The sequence below is a fragment of the Sphingopyxis sp. Soil_C_28 genome (assembly GCF_057657055.1).
Map to the genome: position 1 here is coordinate 447,892 of NZ_JBDGJE010000001.1, position 20,444 is coordinate 468,335.

At 63.5% G+C, this 20,444-nt stretch carries 22 protein-coding genes and 1 tRNA gene; 7 read left to right on the forward strand and 16 right to left on the reverse strand.

Annotation, left to right across the window (positions count from 1 at the left end; translation table 11 throughout):
• Nucleotides 1-51 precede the first annotated feature (51 nt).
• Nucleotides 52-125 (forward strand) — tRNA-Gly (locus AC3A43_RS02045).
• Nucleotides 126-140: 15 nt separating this feature from the next.
• Here AC3A43_RS02045 and AC3A43_RS02050 read toward each other — a convergent pair.
• Nucleotides 141-644 (reverse strand): FKBP-type peptidyl-prolyl cis-trans isomerase, encoded by a 504-nt coding sequence (locus AC3A43_RS02050; RefSeq protein WP_487790880.1) that lies wholly within the window; start codon nt 642-644, stop codon nt 141-143.
• A gap of 239 nt (nt 645-883) precedes the next feature.
• Between AC3A43_RS02050 and AC3A43_RS02055 the strand changes: the two genes are divergently transcribed.
• The gene (locus AC3A43_RS02055) at nt 884-1,057 is read left to right on the forward strand and encodes a DUF1328 domain-containing protein (protein ID WP_082521313.1); all 174 of its coding nucleotides are present in this window, start codon (nt 884-886) and stop codon (nt 1,055-1,057) included.
• 142 nt (nt 1,058-1,199) lie between these two features.
• On the opposite strand, the gene AC3A43_RS02060 is transcribed toward AC3A43_RS02055, so the two are convergent.
• Entirely contained in the window at nt 1,200-3,017 is a 1,818-nt protein-coding gene (locus tag AC3A43_RS02060) for a DUF885 domain-containing protein (RefSeq protein WP_487790881.1), read from the reverse strand.
• A gap of 221 nt (nt 3,018-3,238) precedes the next feature.
• Here AC3A43_RS02060 and AC3A43_RS02065 point away from each other — a divergent pair, with 221 nt between their 5' ends.
• The 4 genes from AC3A43_RS02065 (at nt 3,239) to AC3A43_RS02080 (ending at nt 6,526) form a co-directional block, all read left to right on the forward strand.
• Nucleotides 3,239-3,478 (forward strand): hypothetical protein, encoded by a 240-nt coding sequence (locus tag AC3A43_RS02065; protein ID WP_487790882.1) that lies wholly within the window; start codon nt 3,239-3,241, stop codon nt 3,476-3,478.
• A gap of 212 nt (nt 3,479-3,690) precedes the next feature.
• A complete protein-coding gene (locus AC3A43_RS02070; RefSeq protein WP_487790883.1) occupies nt 3,691-4,311 on the forward strand; it encodes an EF-hand domain-containing protein in 621 nt (206 codons plus the stop codon).
• A 143-nt stretch (nt 4,312-4,454) separates the two neighbouring features.
• Nucleotides 4,455-5,189 carry a response regulator gene (locus AC3A43_RS02075; RefSeq protein WP_487790884.1) on the forward strand — a complete coding sequence of 245 codons (735 nt, stop codon included), beginning with the start codon at nt 4,455-4,457 and terminating at the stop codon, nt 5,187-5,189.
• Nucleotides 5,186-6,526, forward strand: coding sequence for an ATP-binding protein (locus AC3A43_RS02080; protein ID WP_487790885.1), 1,341 nt, complete (start codon nt 5,186-5,188; stop codon nt 6,524-6,526). The genes AC3A43_RS02075 and AC3A43_RS02080 overlap by 4 nt, the downstream gene beginning before the upstream one ends.
• Here the strand turns inward: AC3A43_RS02080 and AC3A43_RS02085 are convergent.
• The 8 genes from AC3A43_RS02085 to AC3A43_RS02120 form a co-directional block, all read right to left on the reverse strand.
• Nucleotides 6,517-7,317 carry an acyl-CoA thioesterase gene (locus tag AC3A43_RS02085; protein ID WP_487790886.1) on the reverse strand — a complete coding sequence of 267 codons (801 nt, stop codon included), beginning with the start codon at nt 7,315-7,317 and terminating at the stop codon, nt 6,517-6,519. The genes AC3A43_RS02080 and AC3A43_RS02085 overlap by 10 nt on opposite strands.
• Before the next feature lie 7 nt (nt 7,318-7,324).
• The gene (locus AC3A43_RS02090; protein WP_487790887.1) at nt 7,325-8,497 is read right to left on the reverse strand and encodes a saccharopine dehydrogenase family protein; all 1,173 of its coding nucleotides are present in this window, start codon (nt 8,495-8,497) and stop codon (nt 7,325-7,327) included.
• Nucleotides 8,498-8,568: 71 nt separating this feature from the next.
• A complete protein-coding gene (locus AC3A43_RS02095; protein ID WP_487790888.1) occupies nt 8,569-9,081 on the reverse strand; it encodes a DoxX family protein in 513 nt (170 codons plus the stop codon).
• A gap of 72 nt (nt 9,082-9,153) precedes the next feature.
• On the reverse strand, nt 9,154-10,872 hold the full coding sequence (locus AC3A43_RS02100) for a cellulase family glycosylhydrolase (RefSeq protein ID WP_487790889.1): 1,719 nt from the start codon (nt 10,870-10,872) through the stop codon (nt 9,154-9,156).
• Between the two features lie 78 nt (nt 10,873-10,950).
• Complete coding sequence (gene dcd / locus AC3A43_RS02105) at nt 10,951-11,505, reverse strand: dCTP deaminase (protein WP_487790890.1); 555 nt, start codon at nt 11,503-11,505, stop codon at nt 10,951-10,953.
• Nucleotides 11,506-11,568: 63 nt separating this feature from the next.
• A complete protein-coding gene (locus tag AC3A43_RS02110) occupies nt 11,569-12,018 on the reverse strand; it encodes a cytidine deaminase (RefSeq protein ID WP_487790891.1) in 450 nt (149 codons plus the stop codon).
• The gene (locus AC3A43_RS02115) at nt 12,015-12,770 is read right to left on the reverse strand and encodes a glycoside hydrolase family 25 protein (protein ID WP_487790892.1); all 756 of its coding nucleotides are present in this window, start codon (nt 12,768-12,770) and stop codon (nt 12,015-12,017) included. Before AC3A43_RS02115 ends, AC3A43_RS02110 begins: the two co-directional genes overlap by 4 nt.
• Nucleotides 12,771-12,772: 2 nt before the next feature.
• Nucleotides 12,773-13,270 carry a UPF0262 family protein gene (locus AC3A43_RS02120; protein ID WP_487790893.1) on the reverse strand — a complete coding sequence of 166 codons (498 nt, stop codon included), beginning with the start codon at nt 13,268-13,270 and terminating at the stop codon, nt 12,773-12,775.
• A 128-nt stretch (nt 13,271-13,398) separates the two neighbouring features.
• On the opposite strand from AC3A43_RS02120, the gene AC3A43_RS02125 reads away from it, so the two are divergent.
• Nucleotides 13,399-14,910, forward strand: a complete 1,512-nt coding sequence (locus tag AC3A43_RS02125; protein WP_487790894.1) for a replicative DNA helicase — start codon at nt 13,399-13,401, stop codon at nt 14,908-14,910.
• Nucleotides 14,911-14,916: 6 nt separating this feature from the next.
• On the opposite strand, the gene AC3A43_RS02130 is transcribed toward AC3A43_RS02125, so the two are convergent.
• The 6 genes from AC3A43_RS02130 to astD all read right to left on the reverse strand — a co-directional run bounded on the left by AC3A43_RS02130 (nt 14,917) and on the right by astD (nt 20,426).
• Complete coding sequence (locus AC3A43_RS02130) at nt 14,917-15,705, reverse strand: phosphoadenylyl-sulfate reductase (RefSeq protein WP_487790895.1); 789 nt, start codon at nt 15,703-15,705, stop codon at nt 14,917-14,919.
• Complete coding sequence (locus AC3A43_RS02135; protein ID WP_487790896.1) at nt 15,698-16,111, reverse strand: DUF934 domain-containing protein; 414 nt, start codon at nt 16,109-16,111, stop codon at nt 15,698-15,700. The genes AC3A43_RS02130 and AC3A43_RS02135 overlap by 8 nt, the downstream gene beginning before the upstream one ends.
• Nucleotides 16,104-17,735 carry a nitrite/sulfite reductase gene (locus AC3A43_RS02140; RefSeq protein ID WP_487790897.1) on the reverse strand — a complete coding sequence of 544 codons (1,632 nt, stop codon included), beginning with the start codon at nt 17,733-17,735 and terminating at the stop codon, nt 16,104-16,106. Before AC3A43_RS02140 ends, AC3A43_RS02135 begins: the two co-directional genes overlap by 8 nt.
• A 1-nt stretch (nt 17,736) precedes the next feature.
• Nucleotides 17,737-18,033 carry a DUF2849 domain-containing protein gene (locus AC3A43_RS02145; protein ID WP_248454487.1) on the reverse strand — a complete coding sequence of 99 codons (297 nt, stop codon included), beginning with the start codon at nt 18,031-18,033 and terminating at the stop codon, nt 17,737-17,739.
• Nucleotides 18,030-18,818: a uroporphyrinogen-III C-methyltransferase gene (gene cobA, locus AC3A43_RS02150; protein ID WP_487790898.1), complete on the reverse strand. Its 789-nt coding sequence runs from the start codon at nt 18,816-18,818 to the stop codon at nt 18,030-18,032. The genes AC3A43_RS02145 and cobA overlap by 4 nt, the downstream gene beginning before the upstream one ends.
• Before the next feature lie 162 nt (nt 18,819-18,980).
• Nucleotides 18,981-20,426, reverse strand: a complete 1,446-nt coding sequence (gene astD / locus AC3A43_RS02155) for a succinylglutamate-semialdehyde dehydrogenase (RefSeq protein WP_487790899.1) — start codon at nt 20,424-20,426, stop codon at nt 18,981-18,983.
• Nucleotides 20,427-20,444: the final 18 nt, after the last annotated feature.

Sequence of the window (20,444 nt, forward strand, 5' to 3'; positions counted from 1 at the left end):
AGCGCTTGACGAGAGAGGGGCAAAATGGCAATCGCCGCCGACCTTGGCGATGCGGGTATAGCATAGTGGTAATGCTCTAGCCTTCCAAGCTAGCTAGGCGGGTTCGATTCCCGCTACCCGCTCCAGGTCCTTCCCGATAATTACCTCGCCGGTTCGACACTCAGCAATTCGACGGTGAACAGCAAGGTCGCGCCGCCGGGGATCGGGCCTTTGCCGTCGGGCCCATAGGCAAGCTGCCAGGGAATCGCGAGTTCGACCTTGTCGCCGACGCCCATCAGCGCGACGCCTTCCTGCCAGCCTTCGATCACGCGGTTGAGCGGGAAGGTCGTCGGTTCGCCGCGGCGTACTGAGCTGTCGAACTCGCGGCCGTCGGCGAAGGTGCCGACATAATGGACCGTGACATTGTCGGTCGGGCCTGGGTGCGCACCGCTGCCGTCGCCGGCAATCCGGCGCCAGCGCAGGCCGCTGGGGGTGACGCGCCAGCCGTCGGCGCCATGACGCTCGGCGAGGGCGGCCATCTGCTTGTTCAGCCAGACGGTGCCTTGGGTCGGTGCGGGGTCACTTTGCTGGGCACCGGCCGACGCTGGAATATAGATGGCAAATGCGGCTGCCGTGAGCAGCCGGGTCAGAAACGATATCGGCATGAAAATTCCCTCGATTATTGAGCGCATAAACGCATCGCGAACTGAATAGGCAATAGCCGATCGACACGAAGCTTGCGTCGTTGGCAGGAACCTTCACCCGCATCCGTCGTTTTCCTTCGGTACGCAATATTCAGAGACCAGAGACGCGGCAATCGATCGCCTGTTTCCTCGAAAGCCTTTTTTGGGACTTTCGAAGCGATGTCCCGCGTCCTGCTCTGACCCATCGAAGGAGACCTCGCATGTTCAAATGGGCTTTGATCTTTGCTGTGATCGCGCTGGTTGCCGCGGTTCTTGGTTTTGGCGGCGTGGCAGGTGCAGCGGCCGGCATCGCGAAGATACTGTTCTTTGTCGGTCTGGCGCTCGTCGTGCTGTTCCTGATCCTCGGATCGGCGGCGGCGCGAAAGATCACATAAAAATCGAACGCGGCGGGAACCATATCGAGCCCGCCGCGTTTCATTGATCTATCGGATCGAAAGAGAAGATAGAATATGGTTCCTGTCTTCGGACGGAACCTAGGGAGCCCCGCCGCAGAAATGCGACGGGGCTTACTCGTTTCTAGGCCGGAAAAGCCGCGAGGACGCAGCGTTCCAGCACCGCAAGCGGGATACGCCCGGCGCCCAAAACGACATCGTGGAAGCGCTTGATGTCATAGCCTGGACGTTTGGAAACCTCATCGCGCACGCGGCTGATTGCGATCTGGCCGACCTTGTACGCGCAGGCCTGTCCCGGATAGACGATGTAACGGTCGATTTCGGTGCGCGACGCGCTCGGTGAATTCGAGGAATTTTCGACCATATAATTGATCGCCTGCTCACGGCTCCATCCCATCGCATGGATGCCGGTATCGACGACCAGCCGCGATGCGCGAAAGGCGTAGGAGGCAAGATAGCCGATCTTGCCGAGCGGATCGTCCGCATACATTCCGAGTTCGTCGGCGACCTGTTCAGCATAAAGTCCCCAGCCTTCGCCATATGCGGTCACCGATGCCGCCTGCCGGTAGAGCGGCAGTTCGGCGTCTTCGAATTTCAGCGCGCCCTCGAACAAATGGCCCGGTGCGCCCTCGTGATAAGCGAGCGTGGGCAAGGTATAACGCGGCCATTCGGCGGTATCGCGCAGGTTGATGAAGAAGATGCCGGGCCGCGAGCCATCCGGGGTTCCTGCCTGCGCCGAGCCACCCGGCGCACCGATCTCGATCTCGGGCGGGACACGGCGGATTTCATAAGGCGCTTTCGGTAACCGGCTGAACACCTGCGGCAGCTTGCCGCGGACCGTGACGAGAAGCCCGTTGAGATAAGCGAGCATTTCGGCGCGTCCGGCGTCGTCGTTGGCGAAAAGCTGGCCTTCGGCCTTGCCGAGCGCGTTCAGGCGGTCGCGGATGCTGCCGTCCTTGTAACCCTGCGCCTTCAGCAGCACGTCCATCCGCGACGTGAGATCGGCGACCTGCTCGCGTCCGATGCGGTGGATTTCGGCTGCGCTAAGGCTGGTCGTCGTATGCTGCGCCAGCGTTGCGGCATAATAGGCCTCACCTTCGGGCAGGCGCGCCACGCCGGCGTCGGTGCCCGCGCGCGGCAGCAGCGCGGTCAGCGCGTCGATCTGGCGGGAGAGGGCCGCACGGATCGGACCTTCGAAGACGGCCGCCGCGCGGTCGCCATAGCCCGTCAGGCCGATAGCGGTGCTGCGCTTCGCGATCGACGCGACGAGCGTCTTGCTCGCGACATCGCCATCGCGGAGGCGGCCCAGTTGCTGCAAGGCCTGGTCGAGGATGAAACGCGGCGCAACGACGCCCATCGCTGCGTTATTTTTCACGATTTCCGTGTCGGCATCGAACAGCGTGGAAACAGTCTGAAGCCGTATCATATAGGCGTCGGCATCGGCTTTGTTCTCGACCGGATGCTGGCTGTCGAGAAAGGTGCTGACTCCAGTGTAGAAGCCGCCGAGCTGCGTCACCGCATAGGGGCCGGGGCGATGCCCGAAGCCGCCGGTGTGATAGGTGAAGCGCGCGAGTTTCTGGCGCGTCACCAGATCAAATTCGGCGCTATCATGCGCGATGCGGGCGTTGGGGCCGAGTGTTTCGGCTTTGATGGCGCGCACCGCGGATAGGTCGCCGTCGATCCGGCGTGTTCGTTCGGCACGCGCGGTAGCGGACCAGTCCGGAAATTGGGCGCGCAGCGCCGCGCGAGCGCCGGTGTCGATGCCGAGCGATGTCGCGCGGGTCGGATCGTCGCGCAAGCCCCGCTCGAACTGAGCAGACAAGAGGGTGTCGAGGCGTGCGTCGGCGGTTTCCCTGGCCGCGACGGGATTCGCCGCGCTGACGACAGCGAGACTGCCAATTCCCGCCAAAACTGTGCGTCGATCGGGCGCGTGGTCGGTCATACGAATCTCTCTCTCCTGTGGGTATCGGGAGAGCCTAGGGTCGGTGCACGTCAGCCGCAACAGGCTGGCGCCCTGCGCGAATTTCTGTGCTGTCTGGGGGCGCACCGCCGATGGGCTGACCCGTCCCACTTCCGCGATGAACGCCGCTCCCGGCGCGGATCGATGGGCCGCGCGGTTCGTTGATTGGGTTCGGCAGGGGAGTTTCCAGAATGGAGAACGACATGAGCATGCTCAAAAAGGCGGCAATATCTTTTGCGGCAATTTCTATGGTCGCGGCGCCGGTCGCAGCGTCAGCTGCGTCGGCAATGGGCGGCGTTGGTGCCGTCTCAGTTGCTGACGGCGAAAATGAACTCGAGGGCAATTCGAGTTGGATCATCGGGCTTGTTGGTCTGCTGGTCGGTGTCGGCGCCATTATCCTTATTGCCGACAAGGACGATGATTCTCCGACAAGTCCCGGTTAAAATGGCGGCAACAGACGGCCACGTGTTTCTATCAGGAGCGCGTGGCCGTCTCTTCTTTTTCGCGCTTGCCGGAAAATGAACGGCAAGGCGATTTTGCGACATTTTGCGACAATTATTCCTAGTTCCGGCAACTCGCTGGTACAAATGGCACCTAGAACGCTTTCATCGAGATGCGGTTTTCCCTCCGCGGGTCTCATGAAGGAGTTCGTTACGTGAACAAGAAAATCACTTTTTTGACCTTGGGTGCTGCGCTCCTCGCCGTGCCCGCTCTTGCCGCACCCGGTGGCGCCGCAAAGGGCGATGCCGATGGCAATGGTGTGCTCACCCGCGCCGAGGCGCAGGCCAACGCGACGCAGATGTTCGCCAAGATGGATGCCAATAAGGATGGCAAGATCGACGCGGCCGATCGTGCGGTTCGTCAGACCGAAATGCAGGCGAAACGCTTTGCCGCATTCGACGGCAATTCGGACGGCAGCATCAGCAAGGCCGAATGGGACCAGCATGGTGCCGATCGCGCTGCCAAGCGTGGCGAGCGCAAGGAAAGGCGCGTTGCTGCCGGTGAAGCCGGCGAAGGCAAGCGCGACGGCATGCGCGGCCATCATGGCAAGCGCGGGGGTCATGGCATGCACGGTGGTCGCGGCGGCTGGATGAAAGCCGACGGCAATGGCGACAAGGTGATCAGTCAGGCCGAGTTCCAGACCGCGGCGCTCGCACGCTTTGACGCGGCTGACGCGAACAAGGATGGTCAGGTGACCGCCGAGGAACGTCAGGCCCAGCGTGCCGCATGGCGTGCCAAGCGCGGCGCAGCCCCGACCGCGCCCGCGAACCAGTAAAGCCATTTGGCAGGGGCTCGGCGGCCTAGTGTAGGGCCTTCCTCCCCCTCCCGGCATTGCCTTTGTTGCCGGTCCCTGCCAGCTATCGCCCATCGGTCCCCGCGACCGGTGGGCGAACTAGCATTTCTTTTGACGGAAACCCGATGACCGATAGCGACACGCCCCGCATCCTGCTGATCGACGATGAGCCCTCGATCCGCGAGCCGCTCGGCGAATATCTGACCGCGCAGGGCTTTGCCGTCACCGACGTCGCGAGCGCCGCCGAGGCGCGATCCGTACTGCGGGCGCAGGGCATCGACCTGGTCGTCAGCGACATCATGATGCCCGGCGAGGATGGCCTGTCGCTTACCCGCCATTTGCGCGAGACGAGCAGCATTCCCGTCATCTTGCTGACCGCGCGCGCCGAGGACACCGAACGGATCGTCGGGCTGGAGATCGGCGCCGACGATTATGTCGTAAAACCCTTCAACCCGCGCGAGCTTGTCGCGCGAATCCGCACCGTATTGCGCCGTGCGCAGCAGGGCGGGCGCGCGCTCGATCCGGGCGGCACCTATTATGCCTTTGGCGACTGGGTGCTACGCGAAGTCGAGCGCGTGCTCGTCGATGGTGAAGGCAATGAGGTCGCGCTGTCGTCGGGCGAATATCACCTGCTCCACGCGCTGGTGCGCCATCCGCGGCAGGTGATGAGCCGTGACCGCCTGCTCGACATGGTGCGCGGGCGCGAGGCCGATATTTTCGACCGCGCGATTGACAATCTGGTCAGCCGGCTGCGCAAGAAGATCGAGATCGACGCCGCGCATCCCCAACTCGTCAAGACGGTGTGGGGCGGCGGCTATACCCTCGCCTGCGAAGTCAAACGCATGGGCCCTGCAGTGTGAAGCTGCGCCTTTGGCCCAGGAGCCTGATCGGGCAGCTCGTATTCGCGGTGGCGGTGATGCTGTTCGTCGCGCAGGGGATCAATTTTGTCCTGCTGTCACGCGGGCAGCGGCAGCAGACTCTGGCGCATGGCGGCGGAATGGCCGTCGCGCGTGTCATCGATGCGATCGAGCGCGATCGACGCGGCGAGTTCAGGCGGCCGCGAAGCGGCGATGAAGCGCGCGAGCGGGCGCAAAAACTCGTGATCTCGGATACTCCACCACCGCTTCCTGTCGGCGCCGTACGATTGCCCGACCTTGCAAATTATGTCCGCGGCTTGCTCGATGAGACCAACATCGGTGCGGAGGCAATCGATGCCTGGGTGCTCCCACCGCGTCAGCGAGTGCGGCGGCCGGACTTTCCCGATCGTGCGGTGATCGTCGTCGCGAAGGTTGAGGGGCGCTATTTCGCCGTGCGTACGCGCATTGCGGCGGGCGGCAACCGATTGCAGGGCTTTCTCGTTTGGCAGACGCTGTCGCTCTATCTGCTCCTTCTCGTCCCCATCATGTTGATCGCTTATCGCGCCGCCCGGCCGCTGCGCGACCTGACGCGCGCGGCGCGCGCCAATCCGGCACTGCGCGATGCCGAGCCGCTCGAGGAGGAGGGCCCGTCTGATGTCCGCGAGTTGATCGGTGCCTTCAACGCCTATCGCGGCCGGATCTCGACGATGCTGTCGGACAAGGACCGGATGCTCGGCGCAGTGGGGCACGACCTGCGCACCCCGCTCGCCAGTCTGCGCGTGCGCGTCGAGCAGATCGACGATGAAAAGCTGCGCGACAAGATGATCGCAAGCATCGAGGAAATGACCGCGATGCTCAGCGACATTCTGGCGCTGGCCCGGTCGGGTGCGGGGACCGAGGCGCCGGAGCGCATCCCGCTTCGCGAACTGGTCGGCGAACTCGTCGCCGACTATCAGGAGCGCGACAAGGATGTTGCGCTTGGCGATATTGCCGGCGCCAGCGTGCTCGCACGCCCGATGCTGCTTAAGCGCGCGCTACGCAACCTGACCGACAATGCGATTGCTTATGGCACACGGGCGCGGCTGTCGGTTGCCGTCGAAGGCGGTCATGCGCGGATCATCGTGTCGGACGATGGCCCCGGCCTGACCGACGCGCAGATCCGGATATTGATCGAACCCTTCGCGCGCGGCGAACAATCGCGTAACCGCGCCACCGGCGGTGCCGGGCTGGGCTTGTCGATCGCGCGCGATATCGCCGAAGGTGAGGGCGGGGCGTTGACGCTGGGCAATCGGGCCGGCGGCGGGCTCGATGCGGTAATTTCGTTTCCTGTTCAGGCGTAGATCGCGATCGCCTGACTGCCGCTGAGCACGGGTTCGCCCGCCCGGTTCCACAGCATCATGTCCTGTACCGACAGACCGTGCCGCGCATAACCGGTCTTTGCCGAGAGCAGCCACCAGCCATCGTCGGTTTCGGGCGCGGCGGTGAGCATGTTGACGGTCCAGTTCATCGAGCTGATCGGCCCGAACTCGCTGAACAACGCCATCGCCGCGGGGGGCAGCGCGTCACCCATCGCGAGCAGCGCGATCGCGGGATGGCACGCGGGTTCCTCGACATAGCGAACCCAGGTCAAATATTCGCCGACGTCGCTCTTCCATGCAAAGCGTGGCCCGGTGGTTGGGCGCATGTCGAAATGACGGACAAAGGACGGGCGCGCGTGATGATCGGGCACCGCCGCCAACTTATCGGGGTCGGGCGCATCGGGCATGGTCAAGCGATTATGGTCGAGGTGGCTTTTGCGGTCGCCGGAGAAGGCGAAAACAGCGGCGGTGCCGAACCCCGCGTCGCTCGATACGCCGGCATCGACAAACAGGCTCGATTTCGATTGGCGCAGCGCGCGCGTATTCACCGTGCAATCACCACCCACCGGGCCGACGAAGCTGATCTGGGCGTAACGGAGCGGCGTTTCGGTCGGATGGAGCGCCATCGTGCCCGCCAGCGCGACCGCCGAGCTGATCCCGCCATAGGCGGTCCGCCCTTGCATCCACCCTTCGTCGATATGCGCTTTTGCCACGCCCTCTTCGGTACGCAGTGTCGAAAGCAGCGCGTCGAGGGCGCTGGGAGAGGTTGTCATCTTGTCGTCATTCCTCGATCCGGAAGGTCAGGCCCGCATTGGCGGTGAGCCGGTCGATCAGCGCATCGCCGAGCAGCGCGCCCGGGGTCCATACGCCGCCTTCGCCTTTGTTTGCGAGCAGCGCGATGCCGGTTTCGGCGAGCATCTTTGACGTCGAGCCATAGCCGGGATCGCGATCGCCCTGCACGCTTGCGCGAACCGTCGTACCGTCGGGATATTCACCGATGAACAGGACGTCATAGAAGCCGTTTTCGCGCTCTTCCTTGCTCGGGCCTTCGCCGGGTTTCAGCTTCGACTCGCCGAACGGGTTCGCCTTCGCAATCGCTTCCGCCATCGCCTTTCCGGCGTCGCCGATCGTCGTCATCATCATCTCGTCATAGACAAGGTCGGCACCCCATGCGTGGCCGAGCAGGAAGTTCGTGCGGTGGACATTCTTGGTATTGATCGCCGCCATCACGAACGGCGCGGTCCAGGTGCCCGTCGCGCTGTCATATTCGGGGATCAATCCGGTCGGCTGCGACGGTCCCTCGAAACCCGGGGTCAGCGCGAAACTGGATTTGAGCAGAAGCGCGAGCGAGGGTTTGCGCGCGATCGCCTTCATCGTCTCGGTAAGGCTCGCGATCGTGCCTCCCGACGCGCCGCCCGCCATCTTGCGCACGCGACCCTTGACGCGCGGCGCGGGCTTGCCGTGGCGTTTGATTGCTTCAGCTTGCAGGAAATGGACGCCGAGGTCGAAGGGAATGCTGTCGAACCCGCAGCTGAAGGTGATGCGCGCGCCCGACGCTTTGGCCGCGTCCTGATATTCGTCGATCATCTCGCGCATCCAGCCGGGCTCGCCGCAGAGGTCGGCATAGGCGGTGCCCGCCTTGACGCACGCGGCGACGAGTTCGGTGCCATAAAGCTGGTAGGGGCCGACGGTCGTCAACACGACCTGCGTTCGCGCCGCCATGCTGTCGAGACTGGCCGGATTGCTCGCGTCGGCGACGATCAGTGGCGTGTCCTTCGGCGCGCCGACAAGCGAGCGGACTTCGGCAAGCTTGTCGGCGCTGCGTCCCGCCATCGCCCATTTGGGCGCGTCCTTGCGGCCCGCATAATGACTGGCGAGATATTCGGCGACAAGGCGCCCGGTGAAGCCAGTTGCGCCATAGACGATGATGTCGAATTCGCGGGTCCCCGCCATGGCCATACTCCCTTTACGTAAACGTTAAGTGGAGGCTAGCGCAGGCGAGGAAGCTTGCCAAGCTCGAAGGTCTAGCGGCGCCAGAAGGGGCGCTTTTCGACGACGACGGGTGTGCCGGCTGCTTCGGCGCGACCCTCGGCGCGCGCCGCGCGTAGCTCGGCCTCGGTGGCGCGTTGTTCCGTTTGGTGCGCCGTCAGCTCGTCGCGGCGGCGCTGACGCAGCGCGTCATAGCTCCAGCGGGTATGGCCATAGCCGAACAGGCAGAGCAGGCCGCCGGCGATCGCCAGATTCTTCATCGCTGCCATGGCCTGAACCGGATCGGTGACCTCGCGGTGGAAGAAGAGGATGGTGGCGAGGACAAAGCCCGCGAGCAGGATCGACCACAGCCGCGCTGCGATGCCGAGCGCGATGCAGACCCCGGCGACGAGTTCGAAGATCCCAACCGGAATCGCGAGGCCGCCGGGCAAACCCGCGCTCGCAATCATGGAACTGGTGTCGGACACATGGATCAGCTTGTTGATCCCCGACACGATGAAAATCACGGCGATGAACAGGCGACCGATAAAGACGGCAAGCATGGACATAAACTATTCTCCACAGCAGGCCCCCGTCCGCTTGTGCAGACAGGACGCGCGGGCGGGCGGAGTGGTTCCGCTCTAGCGCGGGGTGAAGATCAGTTCGGCTACCTCGCAATCGCTGCAATCGATCGCGCGCAGCGTTGCAGTGCCGGGCCCGGCGGGCAAGTCGACGTCGGCAAGTTTGATCATCTGCCACGCGGTACCGGACGGAATCGCGACCCCGCGCTCGTCGATGCCGATACGCCCGCCTTTTGCCGATCGCACCCGGGCGGTTACCGTCCAGCGGCCGGATTTTGCGACATCGGCGCTGTAGCGCATCCACTCACCGGTGACGAAATCGTCGACATAGGGGGCGGCGTCGGCGTCGCGTGCGATATCGACCCCGTCGTTGCGATAGGTCGTGCCATTGTTCCATGGCGTCCGCTCGCCGCCCGTCGCGACATGATAATTGGCATCGACCCTGTCGTGATAGGCTTCTTCGGGCGGCCCCAGGTCATAATCGGCGGCGCGGATCGTCAACGGCGTCTTGTCGAGCAGACGGGCGGTGAAGGGGCGGGTGGCGGGGTCGTGCGGCTGACGCAGCATCGCATCGATGACATCGGGCTTCGGAATGTTCCTGTCGAAGCGGCTGTTTTCGGCAAGTTGCATCATTGCGGCAAAGGCCGCATCGGCCTCTGGCTTCGGCCCCTTGCCGGTCATCCATGCGACGATCTGCATCCAGCCGTCGCCGGCGATGATCTCGAGCGGCTGGTTGAAGCCGATTTTCTTGAGCGGCCAGAAATTCCACCCGATGCCGTCGCCCTCGACGCGCGCGATCGCATCGCGATACCAGCCATTGCTGTTCTCGCCCGACTCGCCGAGCCAGATCGGGCGGCCGTAACGGGTGCGCAGCGCCTTGATCTCGGCGATGCTCGCTTCGTCGTTACGGTTCCAATATTTGTGGAAGCTCAGTACCATATTGGCATCCCACGCGGGCGGCAGGCCTTTGTAATTATTGCCCCAGCAATTCCCTTCGATGATCACGATATGCTTTTTGTCGACCGCCCGGATCGCGGCGGTGATCCGCCGTTGCAGGCTCCAGACCGATCTGTTCTCGGTCTCGTCGCAGCCATTGCCCTTGCCGGGGGTCGCAAAGCTCCAATTGGGCTCGTTGATCAGGTCGTAGCCGCCGACCCATGGCTCGCTCTTGTAACGCGCGGCGAGCTTGCTCCACAGTGCGACGGTCTTGCGCTGGTTCTCTTCGCTTTGCCAGAGCGATGGTTCGGCGGGGTCGCGGTCGGAGATGGCAAGGTCGTTGCCCTGACCGCCGGGCGCGGCGTGGAGGTCGAGGATCAGGTAAATGCGGTTCGCCTTGCTCCATTCGAGAAGGCGGTCGATGCGCGTGAAGCCGTCCTCATGCCATGTATCCCGACCGGCCTGGGGCTCCTTGTCGGCGGGCAGGGTGAGCTGGTCGAAATGGATCGGCAGGCGTACCGAATTGAAGCCCCATTTCGCCATCGCGGCGATGTCGGCCTCGGTCGTGTGGTTGTCGAGCCAGGCGCGGTAAAATTCCGCGGTGCGCTTCTCGCCGACGAGCTCGACCAGCTTTGCGCGGATTTTATGCTGCTGCCCGACCTCGCCGAGTTTCAGCATATAGCCTTCCTGGAGCATCCAGCCGCCGAGCCCCATACCGCGCAGAATGACGGGCTTGCCGCTGTCGTCGACGATCTGCGTGCCGTCGACTTTCAGAAAGCCTCTGGCATGAGCGGGGGAGGAAAGCAGCGCGGTGAGCGCCAGTGCTGCGACACGGAATTTCATGACCTCGTCCCCATATTATGATTTCTGGGAACGTTATCAACTCCGGCGACGAGGGCAAGTATTATGGCGTAAGTCGTATCAAAGCTTCGGCAGCGTCACGCCTTTTTGGCCCATATATTTGCCCGCGCGGTCGGCGTAACTGATCTCGCAGGGTTCATTGCCCTGCAGGAAGAGGAACTGGCACGCGCCTTCATTGGCATAGATTTTGGCGGGCAGCGGGGTGGTGTTCGAAAATTCGAGCGTCACATGACCTTCCCAGCCGGGTTCGAGCGGGGTGACATTCACGATGATGCCGCAGCGTGCATAGGTCGATTTGCCGAGGCAGATGACGAGCACGTCGCGCGGGATGCGAAAATATTCGACCGTACGCGCGAGCGCGAAGCTGTTCGGCGGGATGATGCAAACGTCGGTTTCGCGGTCGACGAAATTCTTCGGGTCGAAATCCTTGGGATCGACGATCGTCGAATCGACGTTGGTAAAGATCTTGAACTCGGGCGCGACGCGCGCGTCATAGCCGTAGGAGGAGAGCCCGTAACTGATACAGCCGTCGCGGCGCTGCGCCTCTACGAACGGTTCGATCATGCCCTGCGTCCGGGCGGCTTCGCGAATCCATTTGTCGGAAAGAATGGCCATGGCGCTGTCTTGTCGGGGGGAGCGCGATTGCGCAAGCGGTCAGTCATTAAATAGGGACAGTCCCTATTTAATCAGCCCAAGATCCTTGGGACCGAAGGCGGCGGGCAGCAATTGGCTGAGTCGGTAAGTCCTGACTTCCTTGCCATCGCCCGATGCGCAATGGACGAGGATGTCGGTTTGCGACCGCTCGGCGGCTTCGTTAAGGATCTGGCGGCAGCGACCGCATGGGTTGACCGGATCGCTGCCGAGCAACGCATCGCCGTCGGGGCGCCCGCCGATAATCGCGACCTCGGCGAGTTCGCCGATCCACCCCTCGTTGACGATCTTCGCCACCGCCACGGTTTCGGCGCAGAGCGTCAGGCCATAGCTGGCGTTTTCGACATTGGCGCCGGTGACGACATCGCCATTTTTGAGCAGCAGCGCGGCGCCGACATGGAAACCCGAATAAGGGGCATAGGCGCGGCTCGCGGCGTCGCGCGCGGCTTCGATCAGCGCATCGCGGTCCTCGGTCATGGCATCTCTCCTTGCGGGCGCAAAACGTTCCAGCCGACGGTGCCGTCGGCACCTGACAGGCGGACATAGTCATTCGCCTGCCACATAGCCCAAGGGTGTGCGCCATAATCGGGCTCGAAGAAATCGCGGCGCAGCCAGGTCGTCCGGGCAATACCCCGGGTCACCTTGTAATCGCTCTCGAACGCCGGTCCGGGCGCGATCAGGCTGCGCTTGCCCATATGCGCTTCGATCTGCGCGAGGAAGGTCGCGAGTTCGGACAGCAGCAGCGCGCGTGTCGGCCGGTCAGGGCAGCGATCGTCATAATCGAGCCACACGACCGCGGGCAGCGCGTCGGCGCGGCGCGGGACATGGCGGATGAAGTTCGCGGCCTGATCGGTCGCGAGCTGGCAGAGGCTGTAACGGTGAATCGCGCCGGCCTGCACGCCCGCCTCGCGCGCCGCGGCCATGTTGCGCACGAAGGCCGGGTCGATGCCCGCCGACCCGTCGGTGCCCATGATATAGGCAAAATCGGCGCCCGCGGCCTTAATCGATCCCCAATGGACATCGCCATTGCCCGCGTCGATCGTGACGCCTTGCGTCGGATAGAGCGTGCGGTCGGGGGTCCAGCGCGCCGCCCACCACAAAGCGAGGCCGGCGGCTAGCAGCAACAGCACGATGGAGGCGCCGACCTTGCGCAGCGCGCGCGCGATTGAGGCGCGCCAATCGCCGTCCGGCTTTGCCGGTCGATTGCCCCTGATCACCCCCGTCGCCATGCCTAACCTTTGATGTGAAGCACGCAGATCAGCGTGAACAGCCGCCGCGCCGTATCGAAATCAACTGCGATTTTGCCGTCGAGCCGATCCATCAGCATTTCGGCCGCCTCGTTATGCAGGCCACGCCGCGCCATGTCGACGGTTTCGATCTGCTGCGCAGTCGACGTCTTGATCGCCTGATAATAGCTGTCGCAGATCGCGAAATAGTCGCGGATCGGGCGGCGAAAGCGACCCAGTCCCAAGATGATCGCTTCTAGCGGCGAGCCATCTTCGCGGCTGATTTCAAAGATAAGGCGGCCCTCTTCGACACGCAGCATCAGGCGATAAGGGCCGGCATAGCCGTCGTCATGCCCGCGCTGCGGCACGAACTTATTGTCCTCGATCAGGTCGAAGATCGCGACGCGGCGTTCCTGTTCGACATCGGGATTGCGCCAGACGATCGAACCCTCGTCGAGTTCGACCGAAATGATCCGTTGTTTCGAGGGGTCCGCTTCGCTCATGCTGTTCGTGCTTCTACTTGGCCGGCGCCGAAGGGCAAGGGACGACTTATCCCGAAACAGTCCACAGGTGCATCGGGGGCATGGTGATGACGGTTGCGCCGTTGGCGCCGTCGTCGCATTGTGGCGTCATGTTAGATGTCGTCCGCCTCGCTCCCTCGGCAAATACCGGGGATGACCGCCAATTGCCGCGCAATATCGAGGCTGAGGCCGCGTTTCTCGGCGCGATCCTGATCGACAATCGAGTCGTCGAGGATTTGCCCGTCGCGTTGACCCCCGACCATTTCTTCGAGCCGCTCCATGGCCGCATTTTCCAGCAGACGATGGCGCTGATCGAGCGCAACAGCATCGCGACGCCCGTAACGCTCAAGCCCTTTTTCGAGGCTGACGAGGCGATGAAGGCGGTTGGCGGGGTCGGTTACCTCGCGCAACTCACCGGCAGTGGCGCCGGCCTGATCGGCGCGCGCGATTTCGCGCGGCAGATTTTCGACCTCGCTTTGCTCCGCGAACTTGTCGGCGTCGGACGCGTGCTCGTCGACAATGCGCTCGACACCAGCGAGCGTGTCGATCCGCAATCGCAGATCGAGGAAGCCGAAACCGCGCTGTACCGCGTTGCGGGCGGCGAAGCCGAGATGGGATCGGTCAAGAGCTTCAGCGCGGCGAGCCTCGCCGCGCTGCAAGCGGCCGAACGCGCGCTCAACTCGGGCGGTCATCTGTCGGGTATTACCACCGGCATTGGCAGCATGAATGCCAAGATCGGCGGCATGCACAATTCGGATTTGATGATCCTTGCGGGGCGTCCCGGCATGGGTAAAACCTCGCTGGCGACGAATATCGCGTATAACGCCGCCGAGCGTTTCCGCCGCGATGAGGACGACGGCATTCCGCCCGAGAAGAATATGGGCGCGAAGGTCGCTTTCTTCAGCCTCGAAATGTCGGCGGACCAGCTTGCAACGCGCGTGCTTGCCGAACAATCCGGGGTGTCGGGCGAGGCGCTGCGCATGGGCAAGATCAGCAAGGAGCAGTTCCAGCAGTTGAGCCGCGCGGCGCAGCAGCTCCAGACCTTGCCGCTGTTCATCGACGACACGCCGGGCCTGACGATCGCGGGCCTGCGCACCCGCGCTCGGCGTCTGCAGCGTCGTCATGGTATCGGCTTCATCGTCGTCGATTATTTGCAGCTGCTTCAGGGGACATCGAAGAGCGGCGATAATCGCGTGCAGGAAATTTCGGAAATTTCGCGTGGTTTGAAGACGCTGGCGAAGGAACTTCATGTGCCCGTGATGGCGCTGTCGCAGCTCAGCCGCGCGGTCGAACAGCGCGAAGACAAAAGGCCGATGCTGTCCGATCTGCGCGAATCGGGCTCGATCGAGCAGGACGCGGATATGGTGCTGTTCGTGTTTCGCGAGGATTATTATGTCGGCTCCCGCGAGCCCAAACGTCCGATGGAGGGCGACGATGTCAAAATCCACGCGCAGCACGAAGAATGGGCCGCCGAGATGGAGCGCGTTTTCGGACTCGCTGAAGTGATCATCGCAAAATCACGCCACGGTTCGACCGGCAAGGTGCGCCTGCACTTCGAGGCGAAGACGACGAAGTTCAGCGACCTGGCCGACGACAGTCAGGCGTTCGAGGATTATGAATAGAGCGGTTTAGAATGCCGGATCGTTCGCCGGGTCGTCGTCGATCGGCGTCACCACTTCATGGATGCCGCATTCGGTCTTGTCCCAGCCGCGCCAGCGGCCCGAGCGCGGGTCTTCGCCCGGCTGGACTTTCGATGTGCACGGTGAGCAGCCGATCGAGGGATAGCCTTCGGCCTCGAGCGGATGGCGCGGCAGATCATGCGCTTCGAAATAGGCGTCGAGTTCGGCGCGCGTCCAGTTGGCGAGCGGATTGAACTTCAACCGACCTGTCGTACCGTCGAGTTCGAAGCGCGGCAGGCCTTGGCGGGTGGAAGACTGGAACCCCTTGCGGCCGGTGATCGAGGCGTCGAAATCGGCCATCGCCTTTTCGAGCGGCTTGACCTTGCGGATTTCGCAGCAACCGTCGGGGTCGTACGACCATCGCAGTTCGGTCGCGTCCTTGCTCGCCAGATCGTCCGTATCCGGGGTCAGATTGACGATATTGAGCCCCAGTCGCGCCGCGAGCGTGTCGCGATAGGTGAGCGTTTCGGGGAAATGCTTGCCGGTATCGAGGAACAGCACCGGCATGTCGGGCGCCACCTGCGCCACCAGATGCAGCAGCACCGCGCTCTCGGCGCCAAAGCTCGAGACAATCGCGGTCTCGCCCAGCAGGCCCGCACCGATCACGCTCGCGACCACTTCGGCGGCATCCTGGCCGCGGAACAGGTTGTTCAGGCGAATGACGTCGGCCTGTGTGAAACGCGGCGCCACGTCGATCCGGTCGCGGGTGCGGTCCTCGGATGCGGTCTTGCTAGCCATGACGCAGTTTCCAGATCGGCACCGCGCCGTCGGCGGCGCCCTGATAATGTTCGGGCCAGCGCGACAGCGCAGCCTCGACATCGGCCGAATTAAGCTCTTTTTCGGGTGCGAACGTATCGAAACCGCAGCGCTTCAGATAAGCGATCTGGTCGACGAGCACGTCGCCCTGAGCGCGCAATTCCCCGACATAACCCGCCTCGCGCAGGATACGCGCGGACGAATAGCCGCGGCCGTCGCGAAACTTGGGGAATGCGACTTCGATCAGCGCCAGCCGGTCGAGATGCGGGATCAGCGCGCGCGCGTCCTCATCGGGTTCGAGCCGGACCGCGGTCGCGTTCGATTGCGACAGGAAGGCGTCGAGGGTGACTGCGGGCTCTTCGCCGTCCGTGTGGATATGCTCAACCATAGATCGCCTCCTTGAACGGAGCCATGCCGACGCGGCGGAAGGTATCGACGAAGCGTTCGCCCTCGGTGCGTGTTTCCAGATATTTGTCGGTGACGCGCTCGATCGCGTCGACGACGCCATCCTCGTCGAACCCGGGACCGGTGATCGTGCCGAGGCTCACATCCTCTGCGCCCGATCCACCGAGCGACAGCTGGTAGTTTTCGGTGCCTTTGCGATCGACGCCGAGGATGCCAATGTGGCCGGCATGGTGATGCCCGCATGCATTGATGCAGCCCGAAATCTTGAGCTTGAGCTCGCCCAAGTCGCGCTGGCGCACCGGATCCGCGAAGCGCTGCGCGATCTTCTGCGCGACCGGGATCGAGCGTGCATTCGCGAGGCTGCAATAATCAAGGCCGGGGCAGGCGATGATGTCGCTGATCAGATCGAGGTTCGGCGTCGCGAGCCCGGCCGCATCGAGCGCCTGCCAGACGGCGTAGAGATCGGCCTTGCGGACGTGCGGCAGCACGATGTTCTGCGCATGGGTGACGCGCAGTTCGTCATGGCTGTATTTTTCGGCAAGGTCGGCCATCAGGTCGATCTGCGCCGACGACGCATCGCCGGGGATGCCGCCGACGGGCTTCAGGCTGATGTTGACGATCGCATGACCCGGAACCTTGTGCTTCGCGACATTCTGATCGACCCAGACGGCGAAGTCGGGATCGCTGCGGTCGATGTCATCGGGCGCGGAGGCGTCGAGCGGCGGCGGCGCGAATTGCGCGGCGATGCGGTCGAATTCGGCCTTGGGCGGATCGATACCCAGCGACTTCACATGCTTGAACTCTTCCTCGACCTGGCGACGATATTCGTCGGCGCCCAGTTCGTGGATCAGGATCTTGATGCGTGCCTTGTAGATATTGTCGCGGCGGCCGTAGCGGTTGTAGACGCGCAGGCACGCCTCTGCATAGCTCAGCATGTCGTCGAGCGGTACGAAATCGTTGATCAGGGGTGCGATCATCGGGGTGCGGCCCATACCGCCGCCGACGTAGAAGGCGGCGCCGTGCTGTCCGTCCTTCTCGACGATCTGGATGCCGATATCGTGGAGGCGCATCGCGGCGCGATCTTCCTCCGCCGCGATCACTGCGATCTTGAACTTGCGCGGCAGATAGCTGAATTCGGGGTGGAAGCTCGACCATTGGCGAAGCAGTTCGGCCCATGGGCGCGGATCGGTAATCTCGTCGGCAGCCGCGCCGGCCCACTGGTCCGAGCTGATGTTGCGGATGCAATTTCCGCTCGTCTGGATCGCGTGCATCTCGACCGATGCCAGATCTTCGAGGATCGCGGGCGCATCCTCTAGTTTGATCCAGTTATACTGGATATTCTGGCGCGTGGTGAAATGGCCGTAATCGCGGTCATATTTGCGCGCGATATGTGCCAGCATGCGCATCTGGCGGCCGTCGAGCGTGCCGTAAGGCACCGCGACGCGCAGCATATAGGCGTGAAGCTGGAGATAGAGACCGTTCATCAGGCGCAGCGGCTTGAACTGATCCTCGGTGATCTCGCCCGCGAGGCGGCGGCGTACCTGGTCCGAAAATTCGGCGACGCGGGCATCGACCATCGCATGGTCATATTCGTCATATTTATACATATCAGATCACCCAGTCGCCGGCCGCAGGATCGGCGGGTTTCAAAGTCAGGTCGGGACGCACGGTGGGGCCCAGCGCGCGGATGCGGTCCTTGATGTGCGCGGGGCGCGGGCCATCGGCAGTCGCCTCGCCATTGATGATGTACGGCGCGTTGACGCGGCGCGCGCCTTCCTCGGCGGCGAGGATTGCCTCGCCGGCTTCACCGACGTCGGCGGCGTCCTCGATATGCAGCGACCAGTCGGCGCCGGTCCACCAGGTGACAAATCCTGTTTTCAGGTCATTGCCCGTGAGCAGCTTCATGTGAAATCCCTTATTTGAGCGGCAACACCCGGCGCGCCGAGGCAGTCGAGCGCGTCGGCGCGTGCCGCGACCTTGCCCACGATGATGAGCGAGGGGCTTTGAACCTTCTCGCGTATGACAAGGTCGCCGAGATCGGTGAGCAGGGTACGGAGGACGCGCGCGTCGGCGGTGGTGCCGCGTTCGACTACCGCGACGGGAAGGCCCGGCGAGACGCCATCGGCGATCAGCTTGTCGGCAATGGCGGTTGCGCTGGCGAGGCCCATGTAGATCACCAGCGTGCGGCCGTGTCCCGCGAGGCCCGACCAGTCCTGGTCGGTCAGATCCTTGCACTGGCCAGCGACGAAGCTCACAGCGCTCGCATCCTCGCGGTGGGTGAGGGGGAGGCCAGCCTGTGCGGCGCAGCCAGCGGCAGCGGTGATCCCGGGGACGACTTCGCACGCCACACCTGCGTTGCGCGCGGCCTCAAGCTCCTCGCCACCGCGGCCGAAGATGAACGGGTCGCCGCCCTTCAGGCGCACCACCTGCTTCCCGGCCAGCGTTTCGCGAACCAGCAGTTCGTTGATGAGATCTTGCTTCATCGTGTGGCGGCTGCGCTGCTTGGCGACGCTGATCCGTTCAATATGCGACGGGATCAGCGCGAGCACGCCGTCGCCGACGAGTCCGTCATGAACGACGAGGTCTGCCGTCGTGAGCAAGCGCGCGGCACGCAGCGTCAAGAGGTCGGGATCACCCGGCCCGGCACCGACAAGCCAGAGCTTGCCTTCAAAAGGAATAGTCTTTTCCATGCACTGTAAATGGTCTGGCACCGGCGGAATCGCAAAGCAGGCTTTTTTGGCGCCGATGAAGGTAAAATTGCCGCCCCATCTTCGTCACCCCGGACTTGACCCGGGGGCCACGCTTCCATCGCCGGAATGGGTGCCGGATCAAGTCCGGCATGACGAAAGAGCTTAATTGTAGTTCTTGAGCACCAGTTGCGGACCCTCGGGGTCCCGCAAGCCGACACCGATCGATGCCCGCATTGCGTCGCTTTCGGCCGACGCCACCGGATAGGCGCAATAGTCCGCGGCGTAGAAGGCGCTGGGCCTATGATTGCCCGACAAGCCGATGCCGCCGAAGGGCGCAGCCGACGACGCACCGTTGGTGGGGCGGTTCCAGTTGATCACGCCCGCACGCGCATTGGCCCAGAACTGGTCGTAAAGCTGCGGGGTGCCGCCGATCAGTGACGCCGACAGGCCGAAGGCGGTGTTGTTCGCCTCGGCGATCGCGGCCTCAAAGCTGTCGACGCGGACCACCTGGAGCAGCGGGCCGAACAGCTCGATGTCGGGGCGTTCGGGCATCGCGGTGACATCGATGATACCGGGTGTCAGGAAGGGGCGGTCCGCGAGCGGGCGAGTCATGTGACGGATTACCTTGCCACCATTCGACATCAGGATCAGGAAGCTTTCGGTCAGCCCATCGGCAGCTTCATTGTCGATCACCGGCCCCATATACGGTGCGGGTTCCGCATGCGGATGATCGACGATCAGCCGGTTCGTGAGGCTGCAAACCTCCTGTATCAGCGCGTCGGCGAGACTGTCGCGCACGATCAGCCGGCGCGCGTTGCTGCATCGTTGCCCGGCGCTGAGAAACGCCGACTGGACCACGATGATCGCCGCGGTGCGGATATCGGCGGTGTCCCACACGACGATCGGATTGTTGCCGCCCATTTCGAGGGCGAGCATCTTGCCCGGTTGGCCGGCGAACTGGCGATTGAGCGCAAGGCCGGTGCGCGCCGAGCCGGTGAAGAGGAGACCGTCGATGCCTTCGTGACCGGCGAGCGCCTTGCCGGTTTCGGGACCGCCGATGACGAGGCGGAGCACCTCTTGGGGAACACCCGCGCTATGGAAAAGCTCGACAAGCTTCGCGCCGACCGCGGGCGTCTTTTCGGACGGTTTGAACAGCACCGAATTGCCCGCGATCAGTGCCGGGACAATATGGCCGTTGGGCAGATGCGCCGGAAAATTATACGGGCCAAGCACCGCGAGCGCGCCATGTGGTTTGTGACGCACCGCGTTGCGCAATCCCATCGCGCCCTCGATGCGGCGATTGGGCGTGCGCTCGCCATAGGCTTTGACCGAAATATCCACCTTGTTGGTGACCGACTCGACCTCGGTACGCGCTTCCCATAAAGGTTTGCCGGTTTCGCGCGCGATCAGGTCGGCGAACGGCTCTGCCTCGGCCTTTACGCGGTCGACGAAGCGGCGCAGCGTTTCGGTGCGGAAGGTAACGGGTTTGGAAGCCCATTCGGGCCAGGCGCTGTGGGCGATTTCGACCTCATGGTCGACATCGCTGACCGGTCCGCGCCAGAGCTCTTCGCCGGTTGCGGGTTCGAAGGAAATCAGGGGCTCGCTCATGGTCGCTCGGGTCTTATC

Excerpts from the sequence above, each read along its gene's own strand:
- AC3A43_RS02050 (WP_487790880.1), bottom strand. The coding sequence starts at position 644 with ATGCCGATATCGTTTCTGACCCGGCTGCTCACGGCAGCCGCATTTGCC.
- AC3A43_RS02055 (WP_082521313.1), top strand. The coding sequence starts at position 884 with ATGTTCAAATGGGCTTTGATCTTTGCTGTGATCGCGCTGGTTGCCGCG.
- AC3A43_RS02060 (WP_487790881.1), bottom strand. The coding sequence starts at position 3,017 with ATGACCGACCACGCGCCCGATCGACGCACAGTTTTGGCGGGAATTGGC.
- AC3A43_RS02065 (WP_487790882.1), top strand. The coding sequence starts at position 3,239 with ATGAGCATGCTCAAAAAGGCGGCAATATCTTTTGCGGCAATTTCTATG.
- AC3A43_RS02075 (WP_487790884.1), top strand. The coding sequence starts at position 4,455 with ATGACCGATAGCGACACGCCCCGCATCCTGCTGATCGACGATGAGCCC.
- AC3A43_RS02085 (WP_487790886.1), bottom strand. The coding sequence starts at position 7,317 with ATGACAACCTCTCCCAGCGCCCTCGACGCGCTGCTTTCGACACTGCGT.
- AC3A43_RS02090 (WP_487790887.1), bottom strand. The coding sequence starts at position 8,497 with ATGGCGGGGACCCGCGAATTCGACATCATCGTCTATGGCGCAACTGGC.
- AC3A43_RS02095 (WP_487790888.1), bottom strand. The coding sequence starts at position 9,081 with ATGTCCATGCTTGCCGTCTTTATCGGTCGCCTGTTCATCGCCGTGATT.
- AC3A43_RS02100 (WP_487790889.1), bottom strand. The coding sequence starts at position 10,872 with ATGAAATTCCGTGTCGCAGCACTGGCGCTCACCGCGCTGCTTTCCTCC.
- dcd (WP_487790890.1), bottom strand. The coding sequence starts at position 11,505 with ATGGCCATTCTTTCCGACAAATGGATTCGCGAAGCCGCCCGGACGCAG.
- AC3A43_RS02110 (WP_487790891.1), bottom strand. The coding sequence starts at position 12,018 with ATGACCGAGGACCGCGATGCGCTGATCGAAGCCGCGCGCGACGCCGCG.
- AC3A43_RS02115 (WP_487790892.1), bottom strand. The coding sequence starts at position 12,770 with ATGGCGACGGGGGTGATCAGGGGCAATCGACCGGCAAAGCCGGACGGC.
- AC3A43_RS02120 (WP_487790893.1), bottom strand. The coding sequence starts at position 13,270 with ATGAGCGAAGCGGACCCCTCGAAACAACGGATCATTTCGGTCGAACTC.
- AC3A43_RS02125 (WP_487790894.1), top strand. The coding sequence starts at position 13,399 with ATGTTAGATGTCGTCCGCCTCGCTCCCTCGGCAAATACCGGGGATGAC.
- AC3A43_RS02130 (WP_487790895.1), bottom strand. The coding sequence starts at position 15,705 with ATGGCTAGCAAGACCGCATCCGAGGACCGCACCCGCGACCGGATCGAC.
- AC3A43_RS02135 (WP_487790896.1), bottom strand. The coding sequence starts at position 16,111 with ATGGTTGAGCATATCCACACGGACGGCGAAGAGCCCGCAGTCACCCTC.
- AC3A43_RS02140 (WP_487790897.1), bottom strand. The coding sequence starts at position 17,735 with ATGTATAAATATGACGAATATGACCATGCGATGGTCGATGCCCGCGTC.
- AC3A43_RS02145 (WP_248454487.1), bottom strand. The coding sequence starts at position 18,033 with ATGAAGCTGCTCACGGGCAATGACCTGAAAACAGGATTTGTCACCTGG.
- cobA (WP_487790898.1), bottom strand. The coding sequence starts at position 18,818 with ATGGAAAAGACTATTCCTTTTGAAGGCAAGCTCTGGCTTGTCGGTGCC.
- astD (WP_487790899.1), bottom strand. The coding sequence starts at position 20,426 with ATGAGCGAGCCCCTGATTTCCTTCGAACCCGCAACCGGCGAAGAGCTC.